Origin of the sequence: Nonomuraea sp. NPDC059007, assembly GCF_042740555.1 — a bacterium.
In the GTDB taxonomy this organism is placed as follows: Bacteria; Actinomycetota; Actinomycetes; order Streptosporangiales; family Streptosporangiaceae; genus Nonomuraea.
On the sequence record NZ_JBHYJD010000013.1, the window covers coordinates 138,431 to 154,578 of the forward strand.

Genomic DNA, 16,148 nt, shown 5'->3' on the forward strand with positions numbered 1-16,148 from the left:
GGATCGGCGGAGTCGAGGGCAAGGTGATCTTCGTAAGGGATGCGCACCCGATACGCTGCGGCGATGCGCATGTGATATCGAAACTGTGACACAAATCGCACAGGACCTGGACTCTATTACTCATTCACGCGAAGTATCGCGCCCACGGCTGCCCGGCGGCCAAGCCAAATGTGGACGTAAACGCCCAGAACCGACACCAGGGCCAGGGTCGCCGCCAGTAACAGCGGCCACCACACCTCGGTCCCCGCCACCGCGGCCCCGCCCGCGTACGCCGACAGGTCGATCGCCGGACCCAGCGCGGGCTCCAGCCCGAGACCCAGCCCCAGACCGGCCAGCGCCGTCAGCAGGATCATCGGCGTGACCTCCAGCACCGTCAGCCGCCGCGCCTGCCCCGCCGACAACCCGAGCGTACGCAGGAACGACAGCGCCCGCGCCCGCTCCCGCGCGCCCACCACCAGCGCCAGCACCACCGCCGCCAGCGCGTAGCCGCCCAGCGCCAGCGTCACCACGCGGAAGACCACCTGGACCGTCGCCGTCAGCGGCTCGTCCTCGATCGCCCGCAGCGCGTCGCCGAAGGTGCGCACCCGCACGCCCGCGCCCGCCGCCTCCGCCAGATCCGCCGCCGCCACGCCGTCGCCCTCCACGAACAACGTCGTGATCTCCACCTCGCGGCGCATCCGCGCCCGCACGTCCAGCGGCGTCACCACGAACTCCCGCAGGTCGCCCAGCCCGGGAAACGAGGTCACCGAGCCCTGGGGCCGCAGCTTCACCTGCTGGTTCCACGTCACCGTGAGCTCGGCGCCCACCTGGTCGGGCGGCACCAGGGCGGGAATCCCCGGACCGTCGCGCAGCGGGCCCGGCGGCCTGAGCGGCGTGCCGGCCACGATCGCGCGGTAGGCCTCCAGATCGATGGCCACCAGGGTGGGATGGCGCTCGGCGATCCGTACGGTGGCGATCTGCGCGGGAACCACCCGCTTCACCCCCGGGACCCGGCGCACCCGCTCGACCGCCTCCGGGGAGAACACGCCGGAGGCCTGCAGGCGGGCGTGGGCGCCGACCTCGTTCCACGCCACGTGCTCCTGTGCCGTCGAGATGCCCGAGGCGACCACCGCGGAGAAGACCGACACGGCCAGCGCGGGCAGCAGCACCAGCACCGGCAGCACCGAGAACGAGCGGGCCCTGGCCGCCAGCGTCAGGCCCAGGAACGGCACCGCCCGGCGACGGCGCGCGGCCAGCCGTACCAGGAGGCGGAGGGGGAAGGGATAGCAGCGCACGGTGATCACCGCGACCGCCACCGCCAGCCCGAACGGCACCAGCACCAGGAACGGGTCCCCGACCGCCAGCCCGCGCAGGCGCAGCAGGAACGCGCCGCCGAGCGCCAGCGCCACCACCGCGGCCTCCACGGTGATCCGCGCCGGTGACAGCCGGGCCGCCACGACGTCGGCGCGCCGCTCGTGCAGGGGTGCGCGGTGCCGGACCGCGAGCAGCGCCGCCGCGCCCGCCGCCACGGCGGTGGCGATCAGCGCGGGACCGGCGTGCACGATCGGAGTGAGCGGGCCCGGCACGGCGTAGGACAGCCCGTACCCGGCCAGTGCGGCGGGCAGCGCGGCCAGCGCCACCAGGCCCGTCCCCGCGCCGGCGACCTGCCGCAGCGACCCGCCGCGCGCCCGCGCGAGCGCCAGCGCCCGGTCCGTCCGCTCCACCATCAGCTGTACGGCCAGCAGCACCACGCACAGCGAGACCGCCAGCAGCCCGCCCAGCACCACGGTCATCACGGTCTGCGCGGTGGCCAGTTCGCCCAGGAACCTGCCGAGCAGTTCCGGCAGCCGGGTGATGAGGACGAAGCGGTTCCACGGGTCGGCGGCCTCGACGCCGGCCAGCCGGTCGTACTCGGCGATCGCCGCGGGCAGCGCGGGCGCCTCACGTGCGGTGACCTTGGCGGTGTCGACGGGGATCACCCAGGAGTAGTGGATCTGCCGCTGCCCGCCGCCGAGCACCGGCAGGCTCTCCGGTGAGATGAGCGCGTCGACGTGCAGTTCGTAGATGTCGGAGCCGGGGATCGGCACGCGGTTGATCGCGCGCACGGCCCGGTTGTGGTCCCAGAAGCGGTCGCCGGGGTCCACGACGTCGAACAGGCCGGTGACGGTCGCGTCGATGACGCCGACGGTGCCGAGCTGGAGCCGGGTGCCGACCCGGATGTTCATCGCCTCGGCGGCCGGCCTGACGATCGCGAGCTCGAAGCGCCTGCCGTCCGACGGGCCCGGAGGCCTCCCTGCCACGTAGCGGACGCGCTGCTCGACGCCGGAGACCCAGGTCGGGTCCACGAACAGCGGGCCGTCCGCCGCCGGCCCCTTCATCACGGGCAGGTTGAACGTGGAGGCACGCTGATGCCCGGGGCCCACCGTCCGGTGCAGGACCGGCGGCAGGATCTCGCGCAGCCGCGCGTCGCGGCGCGCGAAGTCCGCGGCGGTGCGGTGCTCGGGCGGGTCGTCCTGGGTGGTGTACTCGACCGTCAGGTCGGTCCGGTCGGCGGACGCGGAGCCCACCGAGTGCGCGAACGCCCGGTCGTAGGCCGCCTCCATCGTCTTCGGCAGCGCCGCCACCAGCAGCGCCGCCGCGGCCACCAGGGCGGCGAGCACGGCCAGCGCCCCGGCGTGCGTCCTGGCCAGGCGCAGCGGGTTCACAGGTCCTCCCTGACCAGCGGCGCCCGGCGGCGCAGGCTGCCCGCCAGCCCCGCGACCACGCCGAACAACACCACGCAGACCGCCAGCGCCATCGCCAGCGTGGCCGCCCACGGGAAGACCGGCGCCACGGCGGGCACCACGGCCGCCGCCTGCCCGGTCAGCACGATGTGCGGCACCACCAGATACCCCACCACCACCGCCAGCCCGATCCCCGCCCCCATCGCCAGCCCGATCACGAACGCCTGCTCCACCGCCAGCAACCAGAACATCTGCCGCCCGCTCATCCCCAGCGCCCGCAGAATCGCCAGCTCACCGGCCCGCTCGCGCGCCGCCACCGCCGCGCTCACCAGGAACCCGAGCACCGCGAACGCCAGCGCCGCCGCGAACCCGAGCGTCAGCGCCCCCTCCAGCCCCGCCGCCAGCGGGTCGTCACGCAGCTTCGCCGCCTGCGACGGCAGATCCACCACGCTCGCGCCCCACGCGGGCGTGCGCCGTAACCTCTCCACCGCGGGCGCGGTGTCGCCGCCGCGCGCCGCGGCCCACCACTCGGTGACGGGCTTCGGCGGCAGCGCCCACGCCTGGTCACGGGCCTGCGCCGTGGGCAGATCCAGGAGTACGGCGGGCCGCCCGGCGGCCGTCGAAGGCAGCGCGTCCACGATGCCCGCCACGCGCACCGCGGTGTTGCGGCCCTCGATCGCCACCGCGGTGACCTGGCCGACGCGCGCCTTCATGATGGCGGCCAGGTCTTGCGAGACGACCACGGGCAGCGGGTGGCGCCGATCGCTCGGCGAGGCCGTCAGGTGGCCCTTGCCCAGGGTGACGACCAGTGGCTGTGGGTCCGCGGGGGCTTCGGCGGGTTCGGGGGCCGGTACCTCGATGGTGAAGCCGCCGGGGGTCGGCGTGAGCTCGCCGCCGTGCAGGCGGCCGGGGCGCTGGATGGCGTGGGTCCACGGGGCGCCTTCTGGGGCGTTCAGGCCGGTTACGGTGATCCTGGTCGCCGTGCCCCTGGCCGGGACCGGCAGATCGAACGTCAGTCCGCGCAGGAACAAGGCGCCTGCCGTGCCCGTGCGGCCGTAGAGCGGGCGCAGGTCGACCTCCAGCGTGCGCGCGCCCGGCTCCAGCGGCCCGAGGGCGAGCTCCCGCCAGACGCCGAGCCCGTCCACGACGCTGACCTTGACCGGTACCGGCTCCCGCGCCTCCAGCCGGACACCGAGCCGGAGCCGGTCACCCGTCAACGGGATCACCGGGATGCCGGGACGTCCGGCGAGCAGCCGTTTCGCCATGTCCGGCACCCGGTCGGCCGACAGGTCGGCGCGCAGCCGCATGATGCCGCCGATCTTGGCCGCGTCCACGCCGAGCATCGTGACGTCCGTGCCGCCGACGTCCGCGCTGCCCCGGTAGACCGGGCTGATCGCTTGCACGCCCGGCAGCGCGGCGAACGTGCCGCCGCGGCCGAGGACGCCGAGCTCGTGGTTCTCGGGCGGGTCGGAGACGCGCAGGTCCGCGCCGGTCTGGTGGGCGGCCTGGTCGTTCTGGGAGGTTCGCCAGGTGGCCGCGGTGGCCAGCGACAGGCCGCCGATCGCCACGGCCATGGTCAGCAGCAGGGCCGGGCCCGCGTACCGCAGCGGCCGCCTGCTCACCTGCATCGCGCCCAGGGCGGGGGCCAGGCCCGTCTGTCTGGTGGCGAGCCGTTCCGCGAGCCCGGAGACCAGCGGCACCAGCCGCAGGCTCACCAGCCCTCCGGTCAGCAACGCCAGCGCCGGGCCGGAGACGATCAGCGGATCGACCCCCAGCCCGCCCGCCGCGGTGGCCGTCACCGGCGCCCCGTAGTGCCGGAGCTGCCAGATCGCCAGCGCCGCCACCCCCACCAGCACCAGGTCGGCCCCGGCCCGCTGCACCAGCCCTCTGCGGGCGCGCGCGGTCTGCGTCTCGACATAGGTACGGCGGGCCCCGGCCAGGGCGGGCAGCGCCAGCAGTACCGCACAGGCGCCCGCGACGAGCGCCGCCACCACAAAGGCCCCCAGCCCTGCGCGAACCTCCGACGCCCCCGCCCCCGCCCCCGCCCCCGCGCTCGCCGCTTCGAGGAGTATCGGCGCGAGGAACGGCGCCGCCCCCGCGCACGGGACCGCCACCAGCAACGCCTCCGCGCCCGTGAGCACCGCCAGCCGCACGCCGCCCGCACCCCGCGCCCGCAGCAGCGCCGCCTCCATGCGCCGGTGGTCGGCCAGCAGCCGGGCGGTCAGCATCAGCGCGTAACCCGCCAGCAGGACGAGCTGGAGCACCGGGATCAGCATGGTCGAACGCGCCACCAGCGCGGCGGTGTCGAGCTGGGCGATGACCTCGGGCAGGCGGGAGGTGGCGCCGCAGTTGACGCAGCCCGCCTGGGCCAGGCGTTCCTTCGTCCCGGCCACGTCGGCCGCGAACGCGCCGAGCCGGTCCGGCTGGAGCTCGCGCAGGTCCGGCACCGCCAGCCAGGTGACGGTGACATGGTCGGCGAACCGCTCCAGGAACGTCTCGGGTGCCACCACCAGCGGGCCGTACGTGGTGTAGTTGCCCACCTCGGCCCCGCGCACCAGCAGCGGCTCGGCGAACCACCGCTCCCCGAACGGGTCGTCGAGCTGGAAGATCCCGGAGACGCGGACGGTGGCCGGCGCCTTGTCCACCCGCCCCCGGGTGGTGAACGTCCGGCCGGGAGCCAGCCCGAGCGCGGTCGCGACCGGCTGCGAGAGCGCCGCCTCCACCACGTTCCCCCGCCGTGGCCAGGACCCGGCGACCAGCTTGGCGTGTTCGCCCAGACCCTCGTACAGGCCGAAGGTGAACAGCTCCGGCGTCTTGCGGCCGAGCTGCCCTGGCGCCACGTACGTGGCCGATCTGGCCGTGGCCGTGACCGCTGCGGGCAGGCCCTGGTAGGCACGCTTGACCTGGTCGCGCACCATGGCGTCGATCTGGCGGAAGTTCTCCTTCGTCACCGGTGCGGACAGGACCGCCGCCTTGTCCGGGATCGCGGCGGTGGCCATGGTACGGCGCACGCCCGCCTCGGTGATCGTGGAGGCGTACATCGTCAGGGCCACCAGGGTCGCGGTGGCCAGGAGGATGGAGAAGAAGGCCGCAAGCAACAGCAGAGGCTCGCTGAACGCCCGCCTGATGACAAACAGCCCCCGCATGGGTCCACCATCAGGGGAGCGTTGTGGGCGGGCAATGGCGGCGGGCTCAATGGTGATCCAGCCGAGATTCCCATGTGATGCGGAAATCGTGACATTCACTGAAATTCGCGTGCGTCGTGAGCGGGGCCAGGTGTTGGATGCCCGAATGATCAACGAGCCCTTGGAGCGTCTTCGCGCCGCCGCCCGGCGTACCCGTGAGCTGGCCCTGAACCGGGCGGGCACCGGCCTGGGCCACCAGGACGCCGACGACGACGTCGGCACGATCGGCACGGACGGCGCCCTCGGCTTCGACCCGTTCCCGCTGCTCGAAGCCCTTCACCACCACGGCGTCCGGGCCGTGGTGATCGGGCAGGTCGCCGGCATCATGCACGGATCCACCGAACTGACCGGCGACCTGGACCTGCTCTGGGACGGCCTACCGGCGCACGCCCCCGCTTTGGCCGCCGCCTTCACCGCCGTCCACGCCCGGCTGGCGGACGACTCCGTACCCCTTCGCCCGGAGTCCTTTCTCCGTCCCAAGGTGGAGTTCACCTCGCCCGGAGCGGGTGGCGACTGCTGCACGCCGGCGCTGCCCTGGGGCGGTCTTCGCGTGGCGGAGTTCCTCGACCGCGCGATCACCGCGGCCGACCCGGGCGGGCTGGAGGTTCACTACGCCTGCCGAGAGGACCTGATCCGGATGCGCCGCGCCATCGGCCGCCCCAAGGACCTCCGCCGGGCGGCGGAACTGGAAGCGGGTCAGAGTGTGATGGAGAAGCGCCGGCAGACGTGAACCCGGGCGAACTCGCGACGCAGCCGCTCCTCCTCGGCGAGGCCGGCGTGGAGGAACACCGACACCGGGAACAGGCCCGGCCGGGCGCCGGTGAGCGCGCGTTCCGGCTCGCCGGCCGTCGCGTAGACGTGCAGGTAGTGGTCGCTCTCGCGGAAACCCATCGCCCGGTACCAGCGCAGGGCGTCCGGGTCGTCCCGGGTCCAGGCGTCGAGGGCGGTCACCGTGGGCATGGTGCGGACGCGGGTCATGGCCTGTTCGAGCAGCGCGCGGCCGATGCCGGCGTGCTGGTGGTCAGGGTGGACCGCGACGGTCTCGATGGTCGCCAGCTCGCCCCGGACGGTGCCGTGCCGGTCGGCGGCGACCAGTTCGAAGCCCGGGGCCGCGACGACAGGTTTGGCCGGGGCGACGTCGTCGAAGTAGGCGGTGCGCAGAAAGGCCAGAACCCGGCAGCGCAGCCAGGAGGACTCGTCGGCGCGGGCGTAGTCACGGAGAATGTGGTTCAAGGCAGTGATCCTTAACGGCAGGCAGCAGGAAATCCGGCGGGGTACGGCCTTGAAAGATCACGACCTGATTGTGCGGAATGCCGCAGGCGAGAACAAACGGTTTTCGGCGGTTGCCTCCGCGCGGAGCCGGTAACTACCCTGAAGCGAGCGTGCGAGGGCGCCGCCAGTCCGCGGGCAGGGATTTTCCCACCTCGAACAGCACGTCAAAGCACTGGACACGACCAACCTCTTTCCGGCCGGGCAAGCGGACCTCGGCGACGATGGAGGTTGCGATGTCTGATCGACATTTCGAGCTGCCGGCTCATCCAAACGCCGAGTACTACCGCAAACAGGCCAAACACCTGCATCACGCGTACGCCGCGGGCGATGCGGCGGCCGGAGCCCGGGTCGCCGAGGTGCTGGGCGATCGAGCCGAAGAACGATTCCTGCTCAGCGACGCCCAGTTCGTACTCGCCCAGGAACACGGCTTCCGGACCTGGCCCGAATTCCGCGCCCACATCGAAGGCCGCGGCATCACCGAAGAACGGCCGGTCTCCCGCCTCATGGGAGTAAGTCCCGGGATCTACGCCTCGATGGCCGACACCCTTCTCACGGAGTTGCGCCGCGACACTCCCGCCGCCCTGCGACGACTACGGGCCTACGTGCCCCGCCACGCCACCGCCACCTCCGGCGCGACCGCCGGGCTCCGCGACGCGCGGCTGATCATCGCGCGGGAGCTCGGCTTCCCGACCTGGCAGGAACTCCTGTCGTTCACCGAGAAGTCCCGGCACGACCTCGGCGAGCACCGCCGCCGACGGCAGCGGCTGCACCGCGAGGCCGAAGCCCTGCTGGCCGGCGACACCACCCGGCTGGCCCACCTGACCGCCGAGCAGGCCGACACCCTGTTGCACATGCTCGCGGGCCCCGAGCCGATCCCCGGTGTCCGGCCAGGCAAAGAGCTCGGTGTACCCCGCGCCGCGGTCACCGTCCTGCTCGGCAAGGCCACCGACCTGGACCTCCCGCTCACCTGGGCCGCCCGCTTCAACCGCGTCGGCTACGTACGCCTGCTACTCGAAGCCGGCGCCAACCCAGGCACCCGGACCCTGGGCGTCACCCCACTGGAGAACGCCGTCTACCACGGCAACACGGATGTAGCCGACCTGCTCGCCGTACACACGATCGCCCCGCAGGCGCTCTGGATGTACGCCGCCTGCGGCAGGCTGGACCTGGTACGGACCTGCTTCGACCCGGACGGCATGCTCCGCCCGCACGCCGCGCCGGCACGCCCTGACCTCGCCGACACCGGCGCCGGCTTCCCCTCCCGCCTGCCGCCGACCGATGATCCGGAGGAGATCGTGGGAGAGGCGTTCGTCCACGCCTGCCAGCACGGCCGGATCGAGGTCGTACGCTGGTTCCTCGACCACGGCGTCCATCCGGACGTGGCACCCTACCTCGGACGCACCGGCCTCCACTGGGCCATCCCAGGCGCCCGGCTCCCCGTGATCCGCCTGCTCCTGGAACGCGGCGCCGACCCGTCCATCCGCGACGACCTCCTCCAGATCGACGCCGACGGCTGGCTGCGCATAGCCTTCGCCGCCCGCCCACACGACCCCGAAGCTCAGCACCTCCACGACCTGATCGGATCCGCCCCACACTGAGCGCCCCGCACCCGCCCCCCCGCAGACCTGCGGGGGGCGGGCCGCCTAGAGCCCCTGCTGGTCGAGCGCCCGTCTCGCGGTTTCCGGGTACCGTCGCACGAGCCGGCGGAGCGTTTCCCGGCGGAAGTGACCGCTGCCTCTCAAAGGCCGACCGGTTCGACCATCTGCCAAGGGTCGTCGATCCACATGTGCTGACCAGCCGGGGTCACGGTGATGCCGAACCTGTTCGGCGCCGGGCGCCCGGCCCGAAGCCATCCCATGTAGGCACGCTCCACCTCGTCCCAGACGCGCCGCGCGCCTGCCTGCCTGACCTCGACGTCCGCCTCACTGTAGGTCGCCACGGCCGTGGCCCAGCTCTCGCCCTCCAGGGTTTCGGCATGGGCGGTGAACGTGGAGGCACCATCGCCGCCGGGATGATCCCACCCTTGACCGTGCACGGTCAGCTCAGGTGCCGCGCCGGCCAGGTAGATCTGGAACCCCCTGGACAGGGCGTCGACGACGGCCGCGGGGTCAAGGCGGCTCGACGTCACTGTCACATCGATCGGGCGTACGGCGGGTGCGCCATGACGTACCTGATCTCGCATGAGCATGTACGACGCCTCGACACCCAGCGTGCCGAGGGCGGTGCCGTCATCGACAACGTCGAGATACAGCTGGTGACCCCAGATCCCGGACGGTGGCATCCAGGGGAGGACGATGCCGCCGCCCGGCCGGGTCTGCTCCACCCAGGCGTAGGGGACCTCGCGGACGCCGCAGGTGACGTGGACGCGGTCATAGGGGGCTCGGTCGGCGCAGCCGAGCGCACCGTCGCCGACGAGGACGAAGGGCGCGTGGCCGGCCTCGTCGAGGTTGGCACTGGCGACGGCGGCCACCGTCTGGTCGACCTCGACGGTGGTGACGTGATGGTCGCCGACCCGGGCGGCGAGCATCGCGGCCGTCCAGCCGGTGCCGGTACCGATCTCCAGTACCCGATGATGGGAGGCGAGGTCGAGCAGCCGGAGAAACTCGACCGCCACGTGCGGGCTCGACAGCGAGGATGTGGGCGGGGCGCTGGTGTCGCTGATCTCCGCGTCTCCGTCGCCGCGCTGGGTGATGATGGCGGTGTTGGTGTAGACGGCCTCCCACCAGGCGTCTGGGTCCGCCTGCTGGTCGATGAGGTGCTCGGGGCGGTCATCTTGAGGTGTGGCCCAGGCCCGGTCGGGCACGAACGCACAGCGAGGCAGCTGCTCTACCGCGTGGAGCCACGCTTTGTCGCCATGGTCGGCCAGGCTGAGGACACCGGCGTCCAGGAGGTAGCGGGAGAGCGCCTGCGCGTGGGTGGCGTGCATGATGTTTCTGGGCACGGGCCGCTCCTATTTCTTCTTCGTAGGCGCGCATTTGAACGTGGGGGTGCACTGGGGGTCGGGTGGCTTGGTGGGGTTGCAGCTGCCCTTCGGGTGGCAGTTGTCCGGCTTCTGCATGCCGGGAGCGCAGCCCGGGTTGCAGTTCGGTTCGCACGGCCACGCTCCGGCGGCGGTGACCGCGGGCAGGATCTGCTCGTGTGAGAGCTGGTACGCGGCTTCTACGAGGGACGTTAGACCGGTCTCGCGGATGTTGCCAGCGGAAAGCCAGCGCGAGAGCGGGCACGGGGTGACGGTGCCGTCGGGCAGGATCGCGGCGATGCCGTCGCCACATCGGCCGCATAGCTGGGAGACGTCGCACGGTTGCCGCGCGGGCCGGCCGAGGAGCCGCATCCGATCGACGCTGATGTCGGTGACGCCGAGTCGCGCGAGCTGCTGCTTGGCCTGTTCGACGTGCTGGCCGTCGTGGATGTCGATGATGCCGGCGCGGATGGGGATGCCCAGGGCGATGGCGCGGCCGATGTTGGCGTGGGTGCGGTGGTGGGTCCTGCGTTGGGTGATCTGCTGGTGCTGGTCGGGGTCGTCGGTGTAGTAGGAGGTCGCGAGCATGACCTTGGGCTGTGCAAAGACGTCCCACAACGATGGGGTGACGTGGACGAGGTTCGTGTACACCTCGACCTGTAGGCCGTCACCCAGCGCGTGCGCGATGAGCGTGGGCAGGTCGGGGTGCAGGGTGGGTTCGCCTCCGATGAACTGCACCATGCGGGCGCCGAGCGCGCGGGCCTGCGTGATGGCGGCGGCCCATTCGGTCGCGGTCATGGCGCCGTGGGTGCCGTCCGGTCCGGAGCCGGCGTAGCAGTGGGTGCAGGCAAGCTGACATTTGCCGGTGATCTCTGCCCAGAAGAAGTCCAGGGCGGGTGGTGCCGTGCTCACGGGTCCTCCTGACAAGACGGGGCTGTGTGGGCCGGGTGAGACCCAGCCCATGGGAAACCATGTGTTCCAACTGCGTACCGCCGCTGCTCCTCCAACCCGCGTGAGAACGTCCACGCAGGGAACGCGGTCCGTAGGCCGGCCGGCTTGTCCGCCTGGGCCTGGGGTCATGACGGCATCATGCGATGCGGAGACAAGACAGCGCTCCGACACCGCCAGACATCTGAGGACATCTCTGAGTCAGCCAGATCATGAACGATGTCCTTCGACAGGATTGCCGTCATGGTGAACGAACGGCTCCGCCGGACGATGCTCCACGCCGGTATCGACCCGGAGGGGTTGGCAGCGCGCGCCGAGGTATGTGTCAAAACCGTGGAACGCTGGTTGCACGGCACGTCCGTGCCGTATCCCAAGACCCGCTACCGGGTCGCCGCCATCCTCCAGGAGGATGAGTCATACCTCTGGCCGGATGCCACCGACAGAACCGGGCTCGCCGGAGCCGAACTCGTCGCCGGTTACCCTCGCCGCAACGATGTCCCCCGGCACCTCTGGACGGAGATCCTGCGAGGGGCCAAGCGGAACGTCGACCTCATCGCGTCCGCCGGTCTGTTCCTGGCCGAGGAACATCCTGACTGGATCCCCACGCTGGCGGCCAAGGTGGAGGCAGGCGTGCGCGTACGCCTGCTCTTTGGCGATCCCGACGGCTGGCAGCTCGCCGCACGGGATGCCGAGCATCAGATAGGAGGCGGGGTCGCCGGCCGGGTCGCCGCGGTGCTGGCCCACTACGGGCAGCGGATGCCGCCTACCGTGCAGATCCGGTTGCACGACACCCCGCTCTACAACTCCATCTATCGCTTTGATGATGAAATGCTGGTCAACGTCCACGTGTACGGCTTGCTGGCTGCTTTCACGCCAACCCTGCGTCTGCGCCGGGTGGACGGGGCATGGTTCAACACCTATCTGGAGTCCTATGAGCGGGTGTGGGCGTCAGCCCGGCCCTGGGACAGGGGAACTGTGCTGTGAAAGAGATCAGACGCATCGACTACTGGCAGGATCCCGAAGCGCCGAAGCCGACCAGTCGCAAGGCGTCCGCGAGCGTGTTCGTCAAGGGCGATCAGGGGCGGGTGCTCATGCTCCGTCGCACGGACAACGGCCTGTGGACGATCCCCACCGGCGGGGTGAAGAAGGGGGAGACGGTCGCGGAGGCGGGCGTTCGCGAGTGCAGGGAAGAGACGGGCCTCGAGATCGAGATCGTCGGTCTGGTCGGCGTGTTCTCCACGCCGGATCATGTGATCGTCTACATGAAGGGCGGCAAGGTTGACGAGGTGCGTCAGCCGATCAATGTGTGCCTGCGGGCCCATGTCGTCGGAGGGGAGATCCGGCCGGAGCCGGCGGAGGCGCAGGAGGTGCAATGGGTGACGCCGGAGAGGCTCGCCGGGTACAGCATCCATCCCGCGATCCGCCTGCGGATCGACTGCGGGCTTGCCGGCGGATCTCCGCACATCGGCTGACCCGGCTGTCGATCATCTGTCGTGGCGCACAGGGCACTTAGCTCGCGTTGAGGACCTGGGTTGGATGGCCCCTGCCGAACCAACAGCCTGGCCCAGCTGCTTTCCGGGGGCGAAGCGAGGGTGGGATCCAGCTGGCTGACCACTTGGCTGGGTAAGGGGTGGGTCTTCAGAAAGGCAGCCCGAGCGAAGCGAGGCCGACCAGGGGTCGAGCCCGTGGCTCGACTGGAAGAACGCCTGGAACCCGGACGCGCGAAGCGCGCGACAGTGAAAGACGATGCTTTTGGGTATACGGAAACGCCGCACCCCTACCCGGGGGCACGGCGTCCAGGAAAGCGTCAGGCTACTTGGCGGCCAGCGCGGCGGCCTGCTTGGCGATCGCCGACTTGCGGTTCGCGGCCTGGTTCTTGTGGATGACGCCCTTGCTCACTGCCTTGTCGAGCTGACGGGAAGCCACACGCTGAGCTGCCGCGGCCTCCTCGACGTTGCCCTGCTCGGCGGCCTCGCGGAACTTGCGAACCGCGGTCTTCAGGGACGACTTGACGGCCTTGTTGCGCAGACGAGCCTTCTCGTTCTGCTTGTTGCGCTTGATCTGGGACTTGATGTTCGCCACGAAGAAGCCTCGGTGAGAATCTGGTGATGGATGGGGCGCGCGGGCTCGAGAGAGGGCGCGCCACACGCAGTTGAACAGGCTACCAATAACTCAGGTCGCCGCTCAAATCAACGACTCCGAGCGTAGCCACTCCGTGGTGTACTCGCGCCAGTCCTCCTCCGTCGCCGCGAAGTCTACATACACGGCCAGCCCGTATCGTTCGCGCGGTCCCCGGTCGGTGATGGCCAGGCGGGCGGCCAGCGCCGCGTCGGCCACGCTCTCGGCGGAGTCGCCCCAGGGTATGCCGTGGTCGTGGTAGGCGGGCGCGCCGAGCAGCACGGTCCTGGTCTCGGGTACGAGGTCGAGTGCGAGCTTGGCCTGCCGTACGGCATGCCCGCCGTACAGGGAGGTGAGGGGCATGCCCGAGTCGTAGGCCATGACGGCCACCTGGTCGACCCGCCGGGCCACCTCGCCGAAGTAACCCTGTGACCAATACTTGTCGTGGTCCAGGAAGACCCTGGTCACCGGCCGCATGAGGGGGTAGGGCTCGATCTGCGGCGTGGACGTCGACAGGAGTTCGGTCAGCGGCCGGGTCCGGTCGAGCAGGTCGAGGAAGTCGCCGTCGTCGGAGCCGATGGGCTCGAAGTTGTAGTGGATGCCGTCGTAGCCGAGGGCCATGATGGCGGTGACGCTGGTGAGGATGTTCTGCCTGGTGGCGGGGGAGTCGAGGTCGAGGAAACCGTCCACCTTCTGGCCGAGCCAGGCCGAGACCCGGACGTCGGGCAGATGTTCGTGCGCCCAGGCCACGAAGCTCTCAGCGGTGGAGATGGCGCTCATGTCGAGGGTTCCGTCGCGTTTGAAGGGGCCGCTGTGGACGTAAAGGTCCTTGATGCCGGTACTGCGCAGCCGTACCGCCAGATTCTTGACGTCTTGCTCCGTGCGGCGGCCGTCCACCCACATGTGGCCCATCCACAGAGCGTCGTTACCGGTGCTCTTGGCCCAGTCCGCGGGCTCGCCGGTAAACTGGACTCGGAACGCTGCGGCGACCACGCCGACCAGCACGACCACGATGGCCAAGGCAAGCGCGAGCACGCGCAGGCCGCGGCGGATGACGGTTCGGGCAATCACCCGGGCATGTCACCATGAAAGACGCTTGACCTCAACCCTGTCGAAACGGACTTCGGTGCGCAATCAGCCTGGCCAGACCGACCCCGCGTTGATCCGCAACTTCTGCATCATCGCGCATATCGACCACGGCAAGTCCACGCTTGCCGATCGCATGCTGCAGATCACCGGTGTGGTCGACGACCGTTCGATGCGTGCTCAGTACCTCGACAGGATGGACATCGAGCGCGAGCGCGGCATCACGATCAAGTCCCAGGCGGTGCGGCTGCCGTGGGACGGGCACGTGCTCAACATGATCGACACGCCCGGCCACGTCGACTTCACGTATGAGGTGTCCCGGTCGCTGCAGGCGTGCGAGGGCGCGATCCTGCTGGTCGACGCCGCTCAGGGCATCGAGGCGCAGACGCTCGCGAACCTCTACCTCGCGATGAACAACGACCTCGACATCATCCCGGTCCTCAACAAGATCGACCTTCCGGCCGCCCAGCCGGAGAAGTTCGCCGAGGAGATCGCGGGCCTGATCGGCTGCGACCCGTCGGACGTGCTGCGGGTCTCCGGCAAGACCGGCGAGGGCGTGCGCGAACTGCTCGACCACGTCGTCGCGACGGTCCCGCCGCCCGTGGGCGCCGCCGACGCGCCCGCCCGCGCGCTGATCTTCGACTCGGTGTACGACACCTACCGGGGCGTCGTCACCTACGTACGCGTCTTCGACGGCCACCTCGGCAAGCGCGAGCGCATCACCATGATGTCCACGCAGGCCACCCACGAGACGCTGGAGATCGGCGTCATCTCCCCCGAGCCGAAGGTCGCCGACAAGGGCCTCGGCGTCGGCGAGGTCGGCTACCTGATCACCGGCGTGAAGGACGTGCGCCAGTCACGGGTCGGCGACACCGTCACCTCGGCCGTGCACGGCGCGAAGGAGATGCTGGCCGGCTACGACCACCCGCGGCCCATGGTGTTCTCCGGCCTCTACCCGATCGACGGCGACGAGTACCCGGAACTGCGCGAGGCGCTCGACAAGCTGCAGCTCAACGACGCCTCCCTGATCTACGAGCCGGAGACCTCGGCCGCGCTGGGCTTCGGCTTCCGTGTCGGCTTCCTCGGCCTGCTCCACATGGAGATCATCCGCGAGCGGCTGGAGCGCGAGTTCGGCCTGTCGCTGATCTCCACGGCGCCCAACGTCGTCTACCGGGTGGAGATGGAGGACGGCAAGGAGCTGACCGTCACCAACCCGTCGGAGTTCCCGACCGGCGGCAAGATCGACAAGGTCTTCGAGCCGGTGACGAAGTCGACGATCCTGGCCCCGGCCGAGTTCATCGGCGCGATCATGGAGATCTGCCAGGGACGGCGCGGCAACCTGCTGGGCATGGACTATCTGTCGGAGGACCGCGTCGAGATCCGCTACACGCTGCCGCTCGGCGAGATCATCTTCGACTTCTTCGACCAGCTGAAGTCCCGCACCCGCGGCTACGCCTCGCTCGACTACGAGCCCGCGGGCGAGCAGGAGGCGGAGCTGGTCAAGGTCGACATCCTGCTGCAGGGTGAGCCGGTCGACGCCTTCAGCGCTATCGTGCACAAGGACAAGGCCTACGCCTACGGCGTCGACATGGCCAAGAAGCTGCGCGAGCTCATCCCGAGGCAGCAGTTCGAGGTGCCGATCCAGGCGGCCATCGGCGCCCGGGTGATCGCCCGCGAGAACATCCGCGCGATCCGCAAGGACGTCCTCGCCAAGTGCTACGGCGGTGACATCAGCCGTAAGCGCAAGCTGCTGGAGAAGCAGAAGGAAGGCAAGAAGCGGATGAAGATGGTCGGCCGGGTCGAGGTGCCGCAGGAGGCGTTCGTGGCCGCGCTGTCGACCGACTCCAGCGCCGCGGACAAGGCGAAGAAGTAGCGGCG

General features: G+C 70.7%; 12 protein-coding genes. 5 read left to right on the forward strand and 7 right to left on the reverse strand.

Annotation, left to right across the window (positions count from 1 at the left end; genetic code table 11):
- Positions 1-116: 116 nt before the first annotated feature.
- Entirely contained in the window at positions 117-2,684 is a 2,568-nt protein-coding gene (locus ACFWY5_RS23010; RefSeq protein ID WP_379634162.1) for an FtsX-like permease family protein, read from the reverse strand.
- Entirely contained in the window at positions 2,681-5,848 is a 3,168-nt protein-coding gene (locus tag ACFWY5_RS23015) for an FtsX-like permease family protein (RefSeq protein ID WP_379634164.1), read from the reverse strand. The genes ACFWY5_RS23010 and ACFWY5_RS23015 overlap by 4 nt, the downstream gene beginning before the upstream one ends.
- Before the next feature lie 145 nt (positions 5,849-5,993).
- On the opposite strand from ACFWY5_RS23015, the gene ACFWY5_RS23020 reads away from it, so the two are divergent.
- Positions 5,994-6,617, forward strand: a complete 624-nt coding sequence (locus ACFWY5_RS23020) for a hypothetical protein (protein ID WP_379634166.1) — start codon at positions 5,994-5,996, stop codon at positions 6,615-6,617.
- On the opposite strand, the gene ACFWY5_RS23025 is transcribed toward ACFWY5_RS23020, so the two are convergent.
- Positions 6,584-7,120: a GNAT family N-acetyltransferase gene (locus tag ACFWY5_RS23025; protein WP_379634168.1), complete on the reverse strand. Its 537-nt coding sequence runs from the start codon at positions 7,118-7,120 to the stop codon at positions 6,584-6,586. The genes ACFWY5_RS23020 and ACFWY5_RS23025 overlap by 34 nt on opposite strands.
- A gap of 272 nt (positions 7,121-7,392) precedes the next feature.
- On the opposite strand from ACFWY5_RS23025, the gene ACFWY5_RS23030 reads away from it, so the two are divergent.
- Positions 7,393-8,757, forward strand: coding sequence for an ankyrin repeat domain-containing protein (locus ACFWY5_RS23030; RefSeq protein WP_379634170.1), 1,365 nt, complete (start codon positions 7,393-7,395; stop codon positions 8,755-8,757).
- A 140-nt stretch (positions 8,758-8,897) separates the two neighbouring features.
- On the opposite strand, the gene ACFWY5_RS23035 is transcribed toward ACFWY5_RS23030, so the two are convergent.
- A complete protein-coding gene (locus tag ACFWY5_RS23035) occupies positions 8,898-10,100 on the reverse strand; it encodes a methyltransferase domain-containing protein (protein WP_379634172.1) in 1,203 nt (400 codons plus the stop codon).
- Positions 10,101-10,109: 9 nt separating this feature from the next.
- Complete coding sequence (locus ACFWY5_RS23040) at positions 10,110-11,030, reverse strand: radical SAM/SPASM domain-containing protein (protein ID WP_379634174.1); 921 nt, start codon at positions 11,028-11,030, stop codon at positions 10,110-10,112.
- 279 nt (positions 11,031-11,309) lie between these two features.
- Here ACFWY5_RS23040 and ACFWY5_RS23045 point away from each other — a divergent pair, with 279 nt between their 5' ends.
- Together ACFWY5_RS23045 and ACFWY5_RS23050 are read left to right on the forward strand one after the other, a co-directional pair.
- The gene (locus ACFWY5_RS23045; RefSeq protein WP_379634176.1) at positions 11,310-12,050 is read left to right on the forward strand and encodes an XRE family transcriptional regulator; all 741 of its coding nucleotides are present in this window, start codon (positions 11,310-11,312) and stop codon (positions 12,048-12,050) included.
- A complete protein-coding gene (locus ACFWY5_RS23050; RefSeq protein WP_379634178.1) occupies positions 12,047-12,538 on the forward strand; it encodes an NUDIX domain-containing protein in 492 nt (163 codons plus the stop codon). The genes ACFWY5_RS23045 and ACFWY5_RS23050 overlap by 4 nt, the downstream gene beginning before the upstream one ends.
- 340 nt (positions 12,539-12,878) lie before the next feature.
- On the opposite strand, the gene rpsT is transcribed toward ACFWY5_RS23050, so the two are convergent.
- Both rpsT and ACFWY5_RS23060 read right to left on the reverse strand, forming a co-directional pair.
- Positions 12,879-13,148, reverse strand: a complete 270-nt coding sequence (gene rpsT / locus ACFWY5_RS23055; RefSeq protein ID WP_184966628.1) for a 30S ribosomal protein S20 — start codon at positions 13,146-13,148, stop codon at positions 12,879-12,881.
- Between the two features lie 102 nt (positions 13,149-13,250).
- On the reverse strand, positions 13,251-14,255 hold the full coding sequence (locus ACFWY5_RS23060; RefSeq protein ID WP_379634180.1) for a hypothetical protein: 1,005 nt from the start codon (positions 14,253-14,255) through the stop codon (positions 13,251-13,253).
- Positions 14,256-14,310: 55 nt separating this feature from the next.
- On the opposite strand from ACFWY5_RS23060, the gene lepA reads away from it, so the two are divergent.
- Complete coding sequence (gene lepA / locus ACFWY5_RS23065) at positions 14,311-16,143, forward strand: translation elongation factor 4 (protein WP_379616599.1); 1,833 nt, start codon at positions 14,311-14,313, stop codon at positions 16,141-16,143.
- The last annotated feature ends 5 nt before the right edge of the window (positions 16,144-16,148 follow it).

Excerpts from the sequence above, each read along its gene's own strand:
- ACFWY5_RS23015 (WP_379634164.1), bottom strand. The coding sequence starts at position 5,848 with ATGCGGGGGCTGTTTGTCATCAGGCGGGCGTTCAGCGAGCCTCTGCTG.
- ACFWY5_RS23020 (WP_379634166.1), top strand. The coding sequence starts at position 5,994 with ATGATCAACGAGCCCTTGGAGCGTCTTCGCGCCGCCGCCCGGCGTACC.
- ACFWY5_RS23030 (WP_379634170.1), top strand. The coding sequence starts at position 7,393 with ATGTCTGATCGACATTTCGAGCTGCCGGCTCATCCAAACGCCGAGTAC.
- ACFWY5_RS23045 (WP_379634176.1), top strand. The coding sequence starts at position 11,310 with ATGGTGAACGAACGGCTCCGCCGGACGATGCTCCACGCCGGTATCGAC.